Source organism: Pacificibacter sp. AS14, assembly GCF_038899935.1.
Lineage (GTDB): Bacteria > Pseudomonadota > Alphaproteobacteria > Rhodobacterales > Rhodobacteraceae > Celeribacter.
The window spans coordinates 182,502-199,921 of record NZ_JBBMQI010000001.1 but is presented as its reverse complement, the minus strand read 5'-3'; the positions used below and the strand labels follow the sequence as shown (position 1 = coordinate 199,921).

The following is a 17,420-nucleotide window of genomic DNA, read 5'->3' as shown; positions in this document are numbered from 1 at the left end:
AATGCTACAAGCCAAAAATATCACGGTCACATTTGGCCAAACGCAAGTGCTGCAAGACGTTGACTTTAAAGCGCTGCCCGGCGAATTGACCGCAATTGTTGGTCCCAATGGATCAGGTAAAACCACGCTGTTGAAAGCCATCACAGGAGACGTCGCGTCGACAGGTAACGCAACTTTAGATGGCTGTCTGCTGTCGGATATGACGCCCGTCGAACGTGCCACGCGCAGAGCCGTTCTGCCACAATCGGGATCCGTCGCTTTTCCATTCACGGTGCTGGAGTTGGTGCGACTTGGTCTGACCAGCGGTCGCAGCACGGATGCCTTAACGCTTATGCAAGACTTGCCACACAAAGCTCTGGCGCGTGTTGGTCTGCGCGGGTTTGAGGGGCGGTTTGTTCAGGACTTGTCTGGCGGAGAACGCCAACGTGTACAGCTGGCGCGTGTTCTGGTTCAAATCTGGGACCCCGTGTTAGATGGTCGTCCGCGCTGGTTATTGTTGGATGAACCTGTGTCTGCGCTCGACATCGGGCATCAGCTGGTGGTGATGCAAATCGCACGCGATTTTGCGCAAGCAGGCGGCGGGGTGATCGCTGTCATGCATGACCTCAACTTAACGTCCATGTTTGCTCATAAAGTGGTCTTGCTCAACAAAGGCAAAGTGCAAAGCACAGGCACGCCGCAACATGTTCTGACGAATGAGAACCTGTCCATTTGTTATGGCTGCGCCGTGCGCACCAATACCCCGCCGCCCTTTGGGGGACCATGGGTTTTACCGCAAGCGGCGTCTTTCGCTGCGGGCTCTGCAGGATGAACAGCTATATGGAGAACATGAAATGACAGATTTAACAGTCCTCCCAGTCCTGAGATCCAGCAATCTGGATGAGACGACAGCCTTCTATACGAACCAACTCGGTTTTACGCCTGAACGCGTTGCGCCAGATTATCTCATCATGCGCCGAGATCAGATTGAGCTGCATTTTTGCCCACCCGATCATGCGCGAACCTATGCCGCCGACGACACGGGTCCATTGGAAACCGAAGCGCGCTGCTACATTCGCGGCGCGGGCATTGATGCGCTTCACGACGAATTCGCTGCACGCAAAGTTCCTGGGTTTCGTGGCTTTGTTCAAACCCCATGGAACATGTTTGAATTTTATGTGTCTGACCCGTGCGGCGTTTTACTCGTGTTTGGGCGCTCAGTAACCGGCGGGCCTGTGCCCCCTTCTCTTTCCTGATGGAGTTTTCATGACCCAAATCTCGTATGCCTTGCACGCGGCCTTACTTGCCTTTGCGGCGTTATCCGCAGCACCAGCCTTTGCACAGCAACCTGCCGTGATCGATTTGAACAGTGCCGCGCAAGCCGGCAGCGCGTGCCGTTTGACCTTCACCGTCACAGCGCAGCAGGGCCTGTCCGAATTGCAAACCCAAACGGTTCTGTTCGATCAAGAAGGCGGCGTGCAGACCTTTACTTTGTTTGATTTCGGCGCGATCCCGTCTCAGGGTTTGCGGGTGCGACAGTTCGATATGCCTCAAACCAATTGCGACGACATCTCAATGGTCCTTTTCAATGACGTGTCAATTTGCAACGCAACGGATGGGAGCGCTTGCACGGTCACGCCGACGTTCTCGTCGCGCCTAGATGCGGTGGAGGTTCAACAATGATTGCACTTGCTCAAGATCGTCTGCTCGAGATCATCGCTTTGGGTGGACCCGTCGTGGCGATTTTACTGGGGTTTTCCGTCATCGCCTTGGCTTGCATTTTGTGGAAGATCGTCGTGTTTGCCGTTGAAGGGGTCGGACCACGTGTGACCCGAGGTTTCGCGCGATCCATTCTGACACAGGTCGCCGAAGCAAAGAAAAACGGAGCGACCGACGAGGCGCTCCGTACGCGGACCGCAGCGAGATTGGAGCGTGAATTTGAACGCGCTGGATCAGGTTTGCGGTTGTTAGATGTGATTTCCCAAGTCGCCCCATTGCTTGGTCTTTTTGGCACGGTTCTGGGTATGATCGATGCCTTCCGTACCCTGCAAGAGGCCGGTGGCACAGCAGATCCTGCGGTGTTGGCTGGCGGGATTTGGGTGGCCTTGGTCACGACCGCAGCGGGGCTCGTGGTGGCCATGCCCACCTCAATGGCGCTGTCGTGGTTCGATGGTAAATTAGAACGTTTCGATCATGCTGTTCGTGATGCGCTGGAAGAAATTTTAACACCACAGATCTTTGCGCAAAACCCAATGATTGCAACGCCCATCCGAGGTGAACATGCCCAAGCGTAGCGCCAGACGACGCGGGCGGCTGTCATTGACCTCACTTATTGACGTCATTTTTCTGCTCTTGTTGTTTTTCATGTTGTCATCGACGTTTTCAAAATTCGGGGACATCGAGTTGACGGTGGCAGGCGGCTCAACCCGCACGGACTTCAACGACACAGCCTTAGTCTTCGCCCGCCTCACCGCCGATGGGGTGAAAATCAACGGTCGTTCGACGCCCCTGGACGCCGTGTCCGCCACGATCGCGCCCTTGAGACGAAATGGCGATGTACGTTTGCTTTTGTCGATTGGCGAAGATGCGCGGGCGCAGGGTTTGGTCGACACCCTGCGCGTTTTTAACGCTCTGCCAAATGCAAAATTTGCCGTGTTGGAGTGACCATGAGTTTTGTCGCAAATCGCCGTGATGGCAGCAATGAACCAACACTACCGCTGATTAACATCGTCTTTTTAATGCTGATTTTTTTCCTTGTTGCGGCGCAAGTTGCCCGCCCTTTGGATGCGGATTTGTCGTTGGTTCAAACGGACGATCCAGATGTGATCCCACCAAGCGATGCATTGGTGTTGCATGACGATGGCAGGCTGACGTGGCTTGGGTCAACTGTGACGATAGACGAAGGTTTAGCGGCGATGCGCAAGATGCAAAAAGAAGAAATTGACGCAGGGCAACTGCGGATTATGCCTGATCGCGACGCACCTGCGTTGGAGTTATTGAAAATTGCGCGCGCAGCGCATACTTCAACAGCGGCACAGAAAATCATGATTATGACTGAAAAGAGTGTGCCATGAGGTCGCTCTGGCCCCCGGCCGCCCTTGGGGTGTCCATCGCACTTCATGTCTTCGGCGCAGGCTGGGAGAGTGCAGAGCAATCCTTTGTGCTTGACGGTGGCAACGTTTCGGGTGTTGTTGCGCTTGGCTTGGGTTTCGAAGACTTGGTCAAAGCAAGTGTTGGAGCCCAAGCTGCGCCAACACCATTGAGTGAAACTGTAACGCCAGACACCGTCGTGGCTGCAACCACACCTTCGCAAACGGCAACATCTCAAACCACAAAGACGTTGACGAAAGCTTCGGTGCCGCCAGCGTTACAGTCCAGATCGACCCCGATGTTATCCGCCCTTGCGCCTTCGAGTGAAGCTGCTCAGGTGACGCAGAAACCAACGGCGGCGTCCACCCCTTCCAACGTTAAAGCGCAACCGGTGCCTATGCCGACGGAGGCATCAAAACCTTCCCGTACGCCTCCTGAGCCCCGACCTACGAAAGCTCAAGCCGCCCCCAAACCGCAAAAAAAATTACTACCGCGAAAAACGAAGGCAGGAAATGCTCCAGTGACGGCGCGCAAAGGGCAAGCTTCAGGCATGGCAGCAGGCACAAACACAGACGCTTCAGAAAACAAGACAAAATCAACGACAAAAACAACAGGTGATGGGGCGGTTAGATCCTACAAAACCAAAGTGCTGCGCAAAATCGCTCGTGTCCCCAAGCGCTCTGCTGGCGCGCGCGGCAAAGCCATGGTTGGCATCACCATTTCCCCTTCAGGGTCAATCTCAAAAGCGTTGATTGTCACGTCATCAGGGCATGCTGGTATTGATAAAGTCGCGGTTGCGCAGGTCAAGCGCGCAGGGCCGTTTACACCTCCCCCAAACGGCAAGTCTATGAATGTCGTCGTGCGCTTCGATAGCGCTGGGTGAAGCTCGCTGACGGGACCTGTCTTCGCAACAATTGGAAATACACTGTGAAAGCAGACATGGGTTCTTACGAAAACGCTTAGATCCAAGGTTCAACTGTTTCGAGCTGTGCTTCCTGAGCTTCGTTCTTTACGTAACTATAGAATTCCAAAATAGGCATCCATGAAGGTGCCTGTGTTGCTCCACGTCCTCGGTGGAAGGCTCGATGAATTGCTGCTCAAGTTCTATATTTTCATCTAGGTTCAACATGAGAATGAGAGTCCGATTTGGTTCGATTATTCTGTCCAACTACCATTTTGATAGGATCGACCTTCGCAACAAAAGCCATTTCTATTCCTCTATCTTAATTCCTCTCACAACGTTATCGCCCCTCAATGCGGGAAGGCAATGTAGCGTTTTGCTTTCGAGATGCTGCACCGCAGCGTATTGAAGCTCATCCAATGCCAGCATTGGGCCGTTCGTGGCTGAGTGAACCGGATACACTTAGATGCCGTGAACCGAAGAAGGTTGAAAAGAGCCCAAAATTGCTTAATTCTACATCCGGCACAGATGGCAGCGATGCTCGAAAACCGGAGTTTGCAAAGTAGAGTTTCAAGTCCGAAGCCGACTTTGATCATTGGTAGAATTCAAAATACCCCTGCTAGTCGGGGGTTTCAACTTTTAAGAGTGGCGAGTGTCAATTGCGTCTTCACCTGAAACGTGAGCTTCCCTTGGATATCGGCGTGAGGCCTTAAAATCACCTCAAGCTCGCGCTGAAAGTCTTGTTTTTGAGAACCCAATTTGGAAAGCGAAAAAGTGTCACGGGAATGCTGGCACTGAATGAAATCCTCGACGGGCTGCCGGAACGGTTCTGAAATGAACTCGTCTTCTTGAATACGATCAACATGATGCAAATATTGCGTTCTCGCCCCTTCCCATTGCGGTGAGCCGAGCGCGCGTCCCGTCACCTTCGGCACCCAGCGGGTCAGGAAAGCAAGCCATTCTTCTTGCCATGCAGGTTCAAATGGGTCGTCTCCCCGAATGATGGCAAGTAGATGGCGTTCTTTTAAGTGCTTTTTTAGCTTTGTAAAAAGAGGGACAGGTTCCATCCAATGGATGCTCGATGCAAAGGTGACGACGTCAAATAAACCCTGCAAAGCGGCGTTCTCAGCGGTGGCTTCCAACCACTCTATGTTTTCAGCATCGCCATTTTCGAGCGATTTTCCGAGAGTGATCATATTTGCGGATGGATCAACTGCAAACACTCGGTCAAAGACCTTGGTCATTTGTCTGGCAACTTTGCCTTCACCGCAGCCCAGATCCAACAAGGCATCTCGTGAAGGCGCAAAATTTTGAATGCGTTCATAAATTTCTTGTGCGTAGGGTGGTCGATGAAGGTAGAGATCAACAACCTCAGCCGCTTGGAAAGATGAACCTGCAGGGGGTGACATTTTTTGCTCCTTGTTCAGCAAACGACCCACCTGTTTCGCAATGCTACCCACCTGTCAAATGAAACTATTGTAAACGGCTACGTCTTCGTTGCTGGCTGAAGCTGCTTTATGGTTTTGTGCAGGCTATTCGTACAGGCGACATGTGCGACTAATGGCACGAACCGATCTCAGAACCCAACCAAAGCTTTAACCCCTTGCAGGGTCCGTTGTCCTTGATGCCTATTTCGGAAATATGCGCGCTAAAGCCTGCCTACCGTCATTGGGATAACCAACGACAGCAAAGCTGCATCTGCATTTGCGAAATTAGATCAATTATCAACCCTGCACTCGCAGCGAAAGGCCGCAATGCGTGCTGCCACCGCAGCATGCTAATAACGCGTCGACCGGCGGCTTGGGGTCGTTCGCTCTTTTTTCGGAACAAAATGATTGCCTGATAAACAATCTCTTTTCGTTTTTCAGTCCACCTTGAACAATACGTTGAACAACATGCGAACTCTACTACCATAAACCACTGAACATAAATGTAATTAACTGCGACCCGTCCACGCCATCATCGGCGCGACTGACAGGCGGGCGCATCGAAGACATTCTGCCCAATACGAAAGGATTTGCCATAGCCGTGTCAGACAATACCCGTCTGAATTTTCTAAAAATAGACAGGCACACGGCGCAAATCAGGACAAACGGCACACTCCTATTTTGCTCGCTTGCGCCTTGTAGGCTTTAGCTGATTATCTCGAATTTATGCACATCCACCATCCCGCGATCGGTGATTTTGAGCGCAGGAATAACAGGCAAAGCCAAGAACGCCAGTTGCAAAAACGGCTCTTCCAATGTGACGCCCAAAGATTTCGCAGCGGCACGTAAATCGACCAGCGCATCCCGTACCACTTCAAAAGGCTCAAGGCTCATCAATCCGGCCACAGGCAGCGCCAGTTCGGCCAAAATCTTGCCACCTGAAGCGACAACAAACCCACCTTCGATCTCGCTCATCCGATTGGCGGCCAGCGCCATATCGTCGTAATCCACGCCAACGCAAGCGATGTTGTGATGATCATGGCAAACGGTCGAGGCAATCGCGCCAGCTTTCAGACCAAAGCCTTTGACAAACCCACTGGCGATGTTGCCGTTTTTGCCATGCCGCTCAATCACCGTTATCCGCGTCAAATCACGCGACGGGTCCGGCTTTTTATCGCCATCTTCAATTGGGATCACCTCATGCAGGTGTTCCGTGATGATCTTGCCCTCAAGAATACCAATCACGTCGGTGTCTTCGCGGTTGCCTGTGGTGCGAAAATCCTGCGCTGTCACATAAGGTGCTTTGACAGAATTGCGTGCCACTGGCGCGATCTCGATACGGGCTTCAAAATTCTCATGAGTGACTTCAACACCACCACAGAACACTTTGGAAGCGTTGCAATTTTCCAAACTATCGATGACCACAATATCTGCGCGTTTGCTGGGTGCGATCATGCCCCGATCTTTCAGGCCAAAGGCCTCAGCCGCAGACAGACTTGCGGCGCGGTAGACCGACAAAGGCGAACAGCCAAGCGCGATCAGGGTACGTATCATGTAATCCAAATGGCCGTGCTCGCCGATATCCAAAGGGTTGCGATCATCGGTGCACAGGCACATGTAGGCCGAGGTGATATCAGTCAACAGCGGCTGCAAGGCGTGCAAATCTTTGGACACAGAGCCCTCGCGAATAAGCACCCGCATGCCTTTGCGCAGTTTTTCACGCGCCTCATCAAACGTCGTCGCCTCATGTTCCGTGCGAATGCCCGCGGCGATATAGGCGTTGAGATCGCGCCCAGAGAGCTGCGGACAATGACCGTCGATGTGCTGATCTTCGAACAATTTGATCTTGGCCATGGCGCTTGGGTCGCGAAACATCACACCGGGGTAGTTCATGAACTCGGCCAGCCCAATGGACGACGGATGACCCATCACTTGTTTAAGGTCATCCGCCAGAAGCTCAGCCCCTGCGGTTTCCATATGGGTCGATGGCACGCAACTTGACAGCTGCACACGAATGTCCATCAACGTATGCTCGGACGCTTCTTGGAAATAACGAATGCCATCAAGGCCGATGACATTGGCAATTTCATGCGGGTCACAGATCGCCGTCGTCACCCCGCGCGGTGTCACACAGCGATCAAATTCAAACGGCGTCACCAGAGAGCTTTCAATGTGCAGATGCGTATCAATGAAGCCAGGCACAAGGATTTGTCCGGTGACATCAATCTCTTGTTTGCCTTCATACTGCTCGAACACGCCTGCGATGCGATCCCCGCAAATCGCCACATCGCCAGCAATCAATTCACCGGTCATCAAATCAAAAATACGCCCGCCTTTGAGAACGATATCCGCGATTTCGTCGCCTTTGGCTTGCGCAATGCGTGTTTCAAGATTGGACATATCGGTCTCCTAAGACATCACGGCAGGAATGGTTTCAACGGCTTGATCAAAACCCATGGCGGCGCGATCTGCATCGCGGGAAGGCACCAACCATACCACACGCGCGCCGCTTTCGCATTCATCAAAGGCTGCTTTGCGTTGATCAGACAAGCGCCAAGCGGCGGTGCCGTGGTCTTTGCCCACGACAATACGATCCGCATCGCGGCGGGCCAGCTCGAAGATGGATGCGAAAGCGGGCTCTGCCGCGATGATCAAATCGGCTTCTTGCAGACGCTGAACCGCGCGTAGGGTCATTAAATCCGCATCGGTTGCGCCAACACTGACCACGGTGATCTGACCTTGTCCTGCATCATCGGGTGCGCTGCCGTTCTGAATGGCTGATTTGATCAGCTCTGCGGCCTCGCGTTCGGCACCGCGGGCATGTAATTGACGTGGTTTGTCGGCATAGACCCACCGCCAAAAGGCACGGCGTTTGTCTTTGTGAACATGTTGCGCTGCGGCAGATCGCAAACGCCCACCGAGCGCCACAAGGTCGCCCAATTTTGGTTCAAGCACCTGTTCCAAATGGGTTTTAATTTGGCGCGCTAACACGGGTGCGGCCCCTTCGGTGCCGATCGCCACAACCAATGGATCGCGGTCTACAAGGCTTGGGGTATTTGCTTCACAAAGGTCAGGTTGATCGACGACATTAACCAAAGCGCCAGAAACACGCACCAGCGCATGGATCGAGGCATCAAGCCCCGGACAGCCAGAGCCGACAAACACCAAAGCAGAGCCTTTAAAGGTCTCAGGCGTGATGGGCCCGCGATCATGGCTGGCGCGACCTTCAGTCACCAGTGCTTGCAATTCGTCGTCTAGGCGCGGGGCAACAAAGGTGATCCGCGCCTCAGATTTTAACATCAGCCGCGCTTTTTGTGCGGCTGTTTCGCCGCCCCCCACGATCATCACATCGCGGTCGGCCATCCGAAGGAACATCGGGAAAAATTTCATAGCTGTCGTCTCTTTTGGTGCGCGTTCAGACCCATTTTTGGGTCTCTTATCAAAGTGATCTAGGACCGCGTGCCAAAAGACAAGAGGGCGTCCCGAGAAACGCCCCCTTTTGATTATTTTACAGGCACCTGTTTGATGCCTTGAAAGAGCGGCCTAATGGCTGTCTTTGCCAACATCATTGCCACGACACCCTTTGAGAAAATCAAAGTCCGCGCCGGTGTCAGCGCCTTCGACATGGGCGTGATGCAGGTAGGCATAGCCCGAAGTTGGCGCGCTTACAGCAGGCGTCCAAGCTTTCAGACGCGCGGCCAGTTCTGCATCGGAAATATCCAAACGCAGCACACGATTTTCCACATCCATCTCAATCATATCGCCGTTTTGCACCACGGCCAAAGGACCACCTGCGGCGGCCTCAGGCGAGGTGTGCAACACAACTGTGCCGTAAGCCGTGCCAGACATGCGCGCATCAGAAATACGCACCATATCGGTGATGCCCTTTTTCAAGATCTTTGGCGGCAAGCCCATATTACCGACCTCTGCCATGCCCGGATAGCCCTTGGGGCCACAGTTTTTCATCACCATGATGCAGGTCTCGTCGATATCCAAAGCCTCGTCATTTATTTTGGCTTTGTAATCGTCGATGTCTTCAAATACCACGGCGCGCCCAGTGTGTTTGAGCAAATGCGGTGAGGCGGCAGAGGGTTTCAAAACAGCGCCTTTGGGGGCCAAGTTGCCGCGCAAAACAGCGATACCACCTTGCTGTGTCAGGGCTTGTTCGAGCGGCAAAATCACGTCTTCGTTGTGGTTTTCGACGTCTTTCACTTCGTCCCAGATCGTCTGACCAGAGACGGTGATACAGTCTTTGTTCAGCTGATCCCCCTGCCCCAAACATTGCAAGACAACAGGCAGTCCACCAGCGTAAAAGAACTCTTCCATCAGGTACTTCCCCGACGGCATAAGATTAACGATGGTGGCGACATCACGCCCGCAACGATCCCAATCGTCCAGTGTAAAATCAACCTCAACACGACCCGCCATCGCCAGCAGGTGCACAACCGCATTAGTCGAGCCACCGATTGCGCCATTGGCGCGCACAGCGTTTTCAAACGCGGCTTTGGTCATGATATCAGACGGTTTTAAGTCGTCTTTGACCATTTGTACGATCCGGCGACCAGACATCTGCGCGATCACGCGACGACGCGAATCCACCGCAGGTATTGCCGCATTGCCAGACAAAGCCATGCCCAAAGCTTCGGCCATAGACGCCATCGTTGATGCCGTGCCCATGGTGTTGCACGTCCCAGAAGAGCGCGACATGCCCTGTTCGGCTTCCAAGAATTCTTCTTGGGTCATTTCGCCAGCTTTCACAGCCTCTGAGAATTTCCAAAGATGCGTGCCAGACCCGACACGCTCGCCTTTGAAATGACCATTCAACATAGGTCCGCCGGTGACAACAATCGACGGAATATCGCAAGACGCCGCTGCCATCATCAAAGACGGAGTGGTTTTATCACAGCCAACCAAAAGCACAGCGCCATCAATAGGTTGTCCGCGAATGGTTTCCTCAATCGACAAAGCTGCCAGATTGCGAAACATCATCGCAGTGGGGCGAAAGGTGTTCTCTGAGGCTGAAAACACAGGCACTTCCACCGGAAAACCGCCCGCTTCCCAGATGCCCGCTTTGACCTTTTCAGCCAACTCTTTCATGTGACTGCCGTTGCACGGTGTCAATTCGGACCACGTATTCAAGATGCCGATGATCGGGCGACCATCGAATAAATCATGCGGGTAACCTTGGTTTTTCATCCAGCCACGATGATAAATCGTGTCACGTGAATTGCCGCCGTACCAAGATTGCGAACGCAGTTTGCGGGGCCAAGGGGCTGGTGTAAATGTCATGGGACCCCTTACAAAACTTTGACGGTGACAGTGCCAGACACGGCAGGCTGCTGGATCAATGGATTGCGCAAGACCAAGCCAAACTCAGGCGCTTCGATTTCAAACACATCGCCATCTTTGGTGGAAATTTTATCGGCAAACGACAGCGTTGCGGTGCCAAAGAAGTGCACATGCAATTCGCCCGGCTGGCGGAAAATGTCGTATTTAAAGTGATGATGCTCAAGGTTCGCCACAGTGTGCGACATGTTGTTTTCACCAGAAAGGAACGGTTTTTCCCAGATCACAGCCCCATCGCGCAAAATGCGCGACATGCCTTGCACATCGCCAGGCAGATCGCCGACCAAAAGCTCAGGGCCGAAAGACGCAGGACGCAATTTGGAATGCGCCAACCACAGGTAGTTGCCGCGCTCAGTGATGTGGTCTGAAAACTCATTGGACAGCGCAAAACCAACACGGAACGGCGTGCCATCGGCTGAGTTCACATAGATGCCTGCGATTTCAGGTTCTTCGCCTGCGTCTTTTGCAAAGCTGGGCGATGTCAGTGGCGCACCAGCAGCCACAGCTTGCGTGCCGTTGCCTTTGTAAAACCACTCAGGTTGCGCGCCCTCGGCATTCACGGCAGGCTTGCCGTCCTCAAGACCCATTTGAAACATCTTCATGGAGTCAGTTACTGGCGCATCAGTTTTGGCTTCGGCGTGCATCGATGACCGTGTTGACGCGGACCCCAAATGGGTCAAACCGGTGCCTGTCAAATGGCAATGCGCTGGGTCTTCATGATGGATTGGCAGCATCATCCGGCCCTCGGCATAGGCCGCATTCAAATCAATCGCCTCGCCAAACCCATGGGCTTGGATCACTTCCGCCAAGGATTTGCCTGCCTCAGCCGCTTCCATCGCCAAAGCGTAAGTCGATGCCGCATCTTTCACCGCGTAGGCTTCAGACCCGTCACGCGCGACAACAGTGATGCCCCCAAGGGCGTTTTGAATTTGTGAGAGCAGCATGATTTTCATTTCCAATTTTGTTTCTCTCCATCACAGGGCGCAGATGTGAGCTGCATGATCCTTGTGACGGCGTATTGCTAATCTTGTTTGTCTCGTCACAACGGCGCCAAACAAAGGAGCGCGTGATCTTGACAGTGCGCTGCATTCAAAACCTTTGACACATCTCAGTCAAATTATATTATACGATATAAATATACCATTTTCACCATACTACCTGAAGTCACTTCAACGCAGACATGTGCTGTTTTCGAGAACAAGGACGCTCTTATCCAATGGACCGATTGCTCAAAAGAGGCATAAAAATCAGCCACCTAAGATTAGCAGAGGCTTTAATGCGCGAACAACAACTCTCGTCTGCAGCGCGCGTTATGGGCATCGCGCAACCGGCGGCATCGCGTCTAGCCTCTGAGGTCGAGCGCATCATCGGCGCGCCGCTTTATACACGGGCTGGCCGAGGGATCGAATTGACGGCGGAAGGCTTGGCCTTGGCACGACGCGCACGACGGATCTTGCATGAAATTTCAGACGCGGACCGCGAGATTACTGAATTGAAATCAGGGCTGACAGGCAAAGTTTCAATCGGGGCAGTCACCGGCCCAGCGATTGAGCATGTGCTGCCCGCTCTAAGACAAGCGCGCATTGCTTTGCCAAACGTACAGATAGACGTGGAAGTCGGCACGTCAGATACGCTTGGACCCATGCTGCAAAGCGGGCGACTTGATTTCGCACTGGCGCGGTTGCCGACAGGCGCAGACCCTTCGACGTTCAATATGACAGTGGTAAGCAAAGAACCCTTGAGTATTGTGGGCCGACACGGCCACCCTGTGCTGCAACGCAAAGATCATGCCCCACAAAGTGCTGTTCCAGTGGCTGACCTGTTAAAATATGACTGGGTTATGCCTGACGCAGGCGCGATTTTACACAACACTGTCAGTCAAGCCCTAGGGCGCAGAGGCCTTCCCCTGCCTGAAAGGGTGCTTAGAACCTCGTCTTTTTTACTGGTTCTGGCGACGATTTCACAAACCAACGCAGTCGCCCCCGTTGCAACCTCAGTGGCGCAGACGTTCACATCCTATCAAGGCGACGACATGGGCGTGCCTGATACAGCAGGGTTTGTCCAGATTATAAAAACAGATATAGATTTCGAAGTCGAAGACTATGGCCTCATCACCCGCGCTGGTGGTGCTTTAACACCTGTAGCGCAATCTGTTTTGCGCTTATTGTGCGACGGCATTGGCATTTCACCCCCGACAATTGCTTAGCGTCAGACGCACGCCCAGTTCTATAATTCCAAAGAAAATGGCGACCCAAACTGGTGGGCCGCCATGAGGCAGGTTGCATTGTTCAAACCCAGAATGGGCGTCCACTTAACTGAATTGCACATTCTTATGAGACAGTGCTTTGATCACCCCGCGCATTTCAGCCAATCCACGCAAACGCCCGATCAAGGGATATCCCGGATGGGTGCCTGATCCGATATCATGCAACAGCTCATGCCCGTGATCGGGACGCCAAACCAATTCCCAATCGGCGCGGCCTTCCTCTTTGCGGGCTTGCTCTTCGCCTAACAAAACGGACACCAGTTCGACCATGTCAGTGTCGCCGTCCAAATGCGCGGCTTCCTCAAAGGACCCATCGGCATCTTTGGCCACATTGCGCAGATGCGCAAAATGAATCCGTTCTGAAAATTCGCGTGCAATCGCAGGTACATCGTTGGCAGGGTTGGCGCCAAGTGATCCTGAACACAGCGTCAAACCATTTTCCACAGCATCTTGTTGTGCAAACACCCAAGCAATGTCTTCGGCATTTGACATCACGCGTGGCAGGCCAAAAATATCGCGGGGCGGATCATCAGGGTGCACCGCAAAGCGCATGCCCAAATCTTGCGCCGCAGGAATAACTTCGGCCAGAAAGCGCGCGTAGTTGCTACGAATGTCATCACGGCCGATACCGTCGTAAAGCTTGAGTGCTTCTTTCATCGACGTCACATCATAGCGCTCGTAAGCGCCAGGAAGCCCCGCCATGATGGCGGCAATCAATGCTGTTTGGTCGTCTTCGGTGGATTGATCATACCATTGTTTTGCTTGCGCAACGATTTCGGGCGTAAAGTCGTTTTCGGCGCCAGCACGTTCCAACATGAACATTTCCAGCGCGCAGATTTGGCGTTGTTCAAACCGCAAAGACGTCCCACCGTGCTTGAGCGGATGATCCAATCGCGTGCGTGTCCAGTCGATCAAGGGCATGAAGTTATAACAAATCGTCGTCAGCCCTTCGGCGGCGAGATTGGCCATAGATTGGCGATAGTTCGCAAAGAGTTCTGTCAAATCGCCCTCGCCGCGCTTGATCCGCTCGTGGATCGGCAGGCTTTCAACGACATGCCATTTTTGACCATGCCCAGCGTCGGCGATCATGGTTTGACGCGCAGCGATTGCCTCGCGCGTCCAGACCTCACCGTAGGGGATTTCATGCAAAGCATTGACGATACCAAGCGCGCCTGTTTGCGCGATTTCGCCAAGCTCAATTTTATCTAGCGGTCCGTACCAGCGCCAAGATTCAATCATTGTGTGCCTCGATCATTTTGTATGCGCCTTGTGCAACAAGCCCTTCATAGGCTGCCGTCAGTCGGGCGACAAAGTTAGAATTATTCTGTAGAGTTGATGGGAAAATTTCGTCAATGGCCAGCAAAGCGTGCACCTTGGCGACATCGGTTTCAGCCCCGTCGCTCAGGGATTTCAGGCGATCCGCCATGGGGTCACGTACGTCAATAGCGGCACCTTTTTCGTCCACAGCACCAACGTAGCGCATCCATGCGGCGACCGCCAAAATAAGTCCAGACATCGGACGCCCTGCTTGCAACCCGCTTTCCAACTGCTTCAAAATCCGTTGAGGCAGTTTTTGCGATCCATCCATAGCAATCTGCCAAGTGAGGTGGCGAATGGATGGGTTCTGGTAGCGGTCAAAAAGCGCATCGGCATAGGCCTGTAGATCAACACCAGCAGGCGGCGTCAAACCCGGGATGATTTCATCCCTCCAAAGCGATTTCACAAAGGCCGCATAAGCAGGCTCTGCCACGGTGTTTGAAATGGTGTCCAAACCACCCAAGTAGCCTAAATAAGCAAGACTTGAATGCGTGCCGTTCAAACAGCGCAGTTTCATGTCTTCAAATTCAGTGACGTTCTCTACCAGCTGTACACCAACTGCGCCAAGATCTGGCCGCACACCATCAACGAAGTCGTCCTCGATCACCCATTGGCGGAAGGGTTCCATCATCACAGGCGACGCATCATATTTGCCGATGAGATCGCCAAGCATATCGATGTCTTCCGGTTTGGTCGCAGGTACAATCCGGTCCACCATCGTGCAGGGAAACTTAACCTCGGATGTAATCCAAGCGGCCAGATCATCAGAAATCAGCGCGGCCAATTCAAGCACCACACCACGCAAAACGCGGCCATTGTCAGGCAGGTTATCACAGGTCAAAACCGTGAAGGGACGCCGGCCTTTTGTGCGGCGGACATCCAAGGCACGGACCAAAAACCCAAGAGCAGACGCAGGCGCGCTGGGGTCTGCAAGATCTTGCACGATATCAGGATGGCTTTGCAGCAATTTACCTGTCGAGGGTTCGTGGCAATAACCTTTTTCGGTCACCGTAAGCGTGACGATTTTGACGGTCTCTTGGCTCATCGCGTCCAGCACGGCGGCGGGATTTTCAGGGGCGACAAGCACATCTTGCACCACTTCAATGTGATGCGGGATCGGGCCAGTTGGGGCCAATTCAAGCGCTGTGTAGACACAGTCTTGCGGGGCCAACTTGTCGCGTTGTGTGGGCGATTTCAAGGAAACGCCCGTGATGCCCCAATCGCCACCGGATGCCTGCATCGCTTGCGCGATATAGATCGCAGCATGGGCGCGGTAAAAGGCACCAAGGCCAAGGTGAATAATGCCGACACCGGGTTTCACCGCATCTGAGCGGCTAAGGCGGGCATGTGAATTGCTGTCTGTCATGATGTTTGTGTCCTTAGCCAAGAGTGGCTTTGTAGAGAGAGGACGGGCGCGATCAGGTCGCACCCGCCTATGTATCAACTTAGCGTGCTAACCAACCGCCATCGACGTTCAGCACAGCACCGGTCACGTATTTGGCCGCATTGGAGGCAAGATAAGCCGCCGTGCCGCCAATATCTGAGGCATCGCCCCAACGACCTGCGGGAATACGCGCCAAGATGGCCTCGTTGCGCACGGGGTCTGCGCGCAAGGCTTCGGTGTTGTTGGTGGCAATATAACCCGGCGCGATGGCATTCACTGTGATGCCATGGGGAGCCCATTCATTGGCAAGGATTTTGGTGATCCCTGCAACAGCGTGTTTGGACGCCGTGTAAGCAGGAACGCGAATGCCGCCTTGGAACGACAGCAAAGACGCGATATTTACGATGGATCCCGTGCCGCCTGAGGTGATCAATTCCTTGCCAAAGGCCTGACAGGTAAAAAACAGTGCCTTTTGGTTGACGTCCATCACTGCGTCCCAGTCTTCCTCAGAATAGTCGACTGAATCTTCGCGACGAATGATGCCTGCGTTATTCACAAGGATCGAGACGCCCAAGCCCTTGAACACGTCTTTCGCAGCCATAGGGTCGGCAAAATCAAGGATCAGCGCTTCGCCTGTGCCGCCGTTTTGCGCGATCATCGCGGTCGTCTCGTCGCAAGCGCGCCGACCTGCACAGATCACGTGTGCGCCTTGACCTGCAAGCGTTACTGCAATGGCTTGGCCGATGCCCGTGTTGGCACCGGTAACAAGCGCTTTGCGGCCCTTGAGTGAGAATAAATCTGACATAAAAAGCCCCTTAGCGCATATCTGCGATTTGAACGAAATCCATGTCGGTGTAATCGACATTGTCGCCCGCCATAGCCCAGATAAAGGTATAGGCGCCAGTTCCAACGCCAGAATGGATGGACCATGTTGGCGAAATAGCTGCTTCCTCATTGGCCACAACGATGTGACGTGTCTCAGTAGGTTCGCCCATCAAGTGGAACACGCGCGTATTATCGTCCATGCCCCAATACAGGTAAGCTTCCATGCGGCGATCATGCACATGCGCTGGCATGGTGTTCCAAACGGAGCCCTGTTCAAACGAGGTGTAACCCATAACCAATTGGCAGCTTTTCATCACCAGCGGATGGATGAACATCTTGATGGTGCGCTCATTGGCGGTCTCAGGCGCGCCCATTTCAACTTTATTGGCCTCATCAACCGTGACCAAACGCGAAGGATAGGTGTGATGCGCAGGGCAAGACGTGATGTAGAAACGCCCCTGCCCTTTGAAAGTCACAGGACCAGTGCCCATGCCCAAGTAAAGCACATCGCCTTTGTTCATCACGTAAGTCTCGTCTGCCGCTTCAACAGAACCCGCTTCGCCGATATTGATGATGCCCATTTCACGACGTTCCAAGAATGTCCCTGTGCGCGTTTCATCGACTTTGTCCAGCGTCAAAGACCCACCGGCGGGCACAGCACCGCCAACCGTAAAGCGGTCGTAATGGGTGTAGACCAGACGAATTTCACCATCGGCAAACATACCTTGGGCCAGAAAATGATCACGCAGGGCTTGGGTATCCATGCCTTTGGCGTGCTCAGGGTGAACAGCGTGGCGGGTTTCGACGTTGAGTTTGGTCATGATCTTCTTCCTATGTTTTTGTTCAGGTCAGCGCGAGGCCAACCTCGCCGCGTTAAAAAGTCAG

The 17,420-nt window shown here is 53.4% G+C and carries 17 protein-coding genes; 8 read left to right on the top strand and 9 right to left on the bottom strand.

All coding sequences use genetic code 11. From position 1 onward, the window contains the following. Window position 1 precedes the first annotated feature (1 nt). Genes WNY38_RS00990 through WNY38_RS00960 form a run of 7 tightly spaced genes read left to right on the top strand, consistent with a single transcriptional unit; the run spans window position 2 to window position 3,952 of the window. The gene (locus tag WNY38_RS00990) at window positions 2-811 is read left to right on the top strand and encodes a heme ABC transporter ATP-binding protein (protein WP_342855452.1); all 810 of its coding nucleotides are present in this window, start codon (window positions 2-4) and stop codon (window positions 809-811) included. A gap of 22 nt (window positions 812-833) precedes the next feature. Beyond that, the gene (locus WNY38_RS00985) at window positions 834-1,235 is read left to right on the top strand and encodes a VOC family protein (RefSeq protein WP_342855451.1); all 402 of its coding nucleotides are present in this window, start codon (window positions 834-836) and stop codon (window positions 1,233-1,235) included. Between the two features lie 10 nt (window positions 1,236-1,245). Continuing rightward, entirely contained in the window at window positions 1,246-1,662 is a 417-nt protein-coding gene (locus WNY38_RS00980; protein ID WP_342855450.1) for a hypothetical protein, read from the top strand. Beyond that, window positions 1,659-2,273 (top strand): MotA/TolQ/ExbB proton channel family protein, encoded by a 615-nt coding sequence (locus WNY38_RS00975; RefSeq protein WP_342855449.1) that lies wholly within the window; start codon window positions 1,659-1,661, stop codon window positions 2,271-2,273. Before WNY38_RS00980 ends, WNY38_RS00975 begins: the two co-directional genes overlap by 4 nt. Further along, window positions 2,260-2,643 carry a biopolymer transporter ExbD gene (locus WNY38_RS00970; RefSeq protein WP_342855448.1) on the top strand — a complete coding sequence of 128 codons (384 nt, stop codon included), beginning with the start codon at window positions 2,260-2,262 and terminating at the stop codon, window positions 2,641-2,643. Before WNY38_RS00975 ends, WNY38_RS00970 begins: the two co-directional genes overlap by 14 nt. A 2-nt stretch (window positions 2,644-2,645) precedes the next feature. Continuing rightward, complete coding sequence (locus tag WNY38_RS00965) at window positions 2,646-3,053, top strand: biopolymer transporter ExbD (RefSeq protein ID WP_342855447.1); 408 nt, start codon at window positions 2,646-2,648, stop codon at window positions 3,051-3,053. After that, window positions 3,050-3,952, top strand: a complete 903-nt coding sequence (locus WNY38_RS00960; protein ID WP_342855446.1) for a TonB family protein — start codon at window positions 3,050-3,052, stop codon at window positions 3,950-3,952. Before WNY38_RS00965 ends, WNY38_RS00960 begins: the two co-directional genes overlap by 4 nt. A 650-nt stretch (window positions 3,953-4,602) precedes the next feature. Here the strand turns inward: WNY38_RS00960 and WNY38_RS00955 are convergent. From WNY38_RS00955 to araD1, 5 genes are all read right to left on the bottom strand, one after another. Continuing rightward, on the bottom strand, window positions 4,603-5,379 hold the full coding sequence (locus WNY38_RS00955) for a class I SAM-dependent methyltransferase (protein WP_342855445.1): 777 nt from the start codon (window positions 5,377-5,379) through the stop codon (window positions 4,603-4,605). Between the two features lie 723 nt (window positions 5,380-6,102). After that, complete coding sequence (ade, locus tag WNY38_RS00950; protein WP_342855444.1) at window positions 6,103-7,797, bottom strand: adenine deaminase; 1,695 nt, start codon at window positions 7,795-7,797, stop codon at window positions 6,103-6,105. Between the two features lie 9 nt (window positions 7,798-7,806). Next, the gene (locus WNY38_RS00945) at window positions 7,807-8,787 is read right to left on the bottom strand and encodes an NAD(P)-dependent oxidoreductase (RefSeq protein WP_342855443.1); all 981 of its coding nucleotides are present in this window, start codon (window positions 8,785-8,787) and stop codon (window positions 7,807-7,809) included. Between the two features lie 153 nt (window positions 8,788-8,940). Then, the gene (araD, locus tag WNY38_RS00940; RefSeq protein WP_342855442.1) at window positions 8,941-10,686 is read right to left on the bottom strand and encodes an L-arabinonate dehydratase; all 1,746 of its coding nucleotides are present in this window, start codon (window positions 10,684-10,686) and stop codon (window positions 8,941-8,943) included. Between the two features lie 8 nt (window positions 10,687-10,694). Further along, window positions 10,695-11,687, bottom strand: coding sequence for an AraD1 family protein (gene araD1 / locus WNY38_RS00935; protein WP_342855441.1), 993 nt, complete (start codon window positions 11,685-11,687; stop codon window positions 10,695-10,697). 236 nt (window positions 11,688-11,923) lie between these two features. Here araD1 and WNY38_RS00930 point away from each other — a divergent pair, with 236 nt between their 5' ends. Beyond that, window positions 11,924-12,949: a LysR family transcriptional regulator gene (locus tag WNY38_RS00930; protein WP_342855440.1), complete on the top strand. Its 1,026-nt coding sequence runs from the start codon at window positions 11,924-11,926 to the stop codon at window positions 12,947-12,949. 105 nt (window positions 12,950-13,054) lie between these two features. On the opposite strand, the gene uxuA is transcribed toward WNY38_RS00930, so the two are convergent. The 4 genes from uxuA to kduI form a co-directional block, all read right to left on the bottom strand. Beyond that, complete coding sequence (gene uxuA / locus WNY38_RS00925; protein WP_342855439.1) at window positions 13,055-14,248, bottom strand: mannonate dehydratase; 1,194 nt, start codon at window positions 14,246-14,248, stop codon at window positions 13,055-13,057. Further along, on the bottom strand, window positions 14,241-15,692 hold the full coding sequence (locus WNY38_RS00920) for a mannitol dehydrogenase family protein (protein WP_342855438.1): 1,452 nt from the start codon (window positions 15,690-15,692) through the stop codon (window positions 14,241-14,243). The genes uxuA and WNY38_RS00920 overlap by 8 nt, the downstream gene beginning before the upstream one ends. Window positions 15,693-15,771: 79 nt before the next feature. Continuing rightward, entirely contained in the window at window positions 15,772-16,515 is a 744-nt protein-coding gene (gene kduD, locus WNY38_RS00915) for a 2-dehydro-3-deoxy-D-gluconate 5-dehydrogenase KduD (RefSeq protein ID WP_342855437.1), read from the bottom strand. Window positions 16,516-16,525: 10 nt separating this feature from the next. Next, window positions 16,526-17,356 carry a 5-dehydro-4-deoxy-D-glucuronate isomerase gene (kduI, locus tag WNY38_RS00910; protein ID WP_342855436.1) on the bottom strand — a complete coding sequence of 277 codons (831 nt, stop codon included), beginning with the start codon at window positions 17,354-17,356 and terminating at the stop codon, window positions 16,526-16,528. Window positions 17,357-17,420: the final 64 nt, after the last annotated feature.

Bases quoted from the DNA above. Each gene is read 5' to 3' on its own strand.
- WNY38_RS00980 (WP_342855450.1), top strand. From the start codon at position 1,246: ATGACCCAAATCTCGTATGCCTTGCACGCGGCCTTACTTGCCTTTGCG.
- araD1 (WP_342855441.1), bottom strand. From the start codon at position 11,687: ATGCTGCTCTCACAAATTCAAAACGCCCTTGGGGGCATCACTGTTGTC.
- ade (WP_342855444.1), bottom strand. From the start codon at position 7,797: ATGTCCAATCTTGAAACACGCATTGCGCAAGCCAAAGGCGACGAAATC.
- WNY38_RS00930 (WP_342855440.1), top strand. From the start codon at position 11,924: ATGTGCTGTTTTCGAGAACAAGGACGCTCTTATCCAATGGACCGATTG.
- WNY38_RS00955 (WP_342855445.1), bottom strand. From the start codon at position 5,379: ATGTCACCCCCTGCAGGTTCATCTTTCCAAGCGGCTGAGGTTGTTGAT.
- WNY38_RS00965 (WP_342855447.1), top strand. From the start codon at position 2,646: ATGAGTTTTGTCGCAAATCGCCGTGATGGCAGCAATGAACCAACACTA.
- WNY38_RS00945 (WP_342855443.1), bottom strand. From the start codon at position 8,787: ATGAAATTTTTCCCGATGTTCCTTCGGATGGCCGACCGCGATGTGATG.
- WNY38_RS00990 (WP_342855452.1), top strand. From the start codon at position 2: ATGCTACAAGCCAAAAATATCACGGTCACATTTGGCCAAACGCAAGTG.
- kduI (WP_342855436.1), bottom strand. From the start codon at position 17,356: ATGACCAAACTCAACGTCGAAACCCGCCACGCTGTTCACCCTGAGCAC.
- kduD (WP_342855437.1), bottom strand. From the start codon at position 16,515: ATGTCAGATTTATTCTCACTCAAGGGCCGCAAAGCGCTTGTTACCGGT.
- araD (WP_342855442.1), bottom strand. From the start codon at position 10,686: ATGACATTTACACCAGCCCCTTGGCCCCGCAAACTGCGTTCGCAATCT.
- WNY38_RS00985 (WP_342855451.1), top strand. From the start codon at position 834: ATGACAGATTTAACAGTCCTCCCAGTCCTGAGATCCAGCAATCTGGAT.
- WNY38_RS00960 (WP_342855446.1), top strand. From the start codon at position 3,050: ATGAGGTCGCTCTGGCCCCCGGCCGCCCTTGGGGTGTCCATCGCACTT.
- WNY38_RS00975 (WP_342855449.1), top strand. From the start codon at position 1,659: ATGATTGCACTTGCTCAAGATCGTCTGCTCGAGATCATCGCTTTGGGT.
- WNY38_RS00920 (WP_342855438.1), bottom strand. From the start codon at position 15,692: ATGACAGACAGCAATTCACATGCCCGCCTTAGCCGCTCAGATGCGGTG.
- uxuA (WP_342855439.1), bottom strand. From the start codon at position 14,248: ATGATTGAATCTTGGCGCTGGTACGGACCGCTAGATAAAATTGAGCTT.
- WNY38_RS00970 (WP_342855448.1), top strand. From the start codon at position 2,260: ATGCCCAAGCGTAGCGCCAGACGACGCGGGCGGCTGTCATTGACCTCA.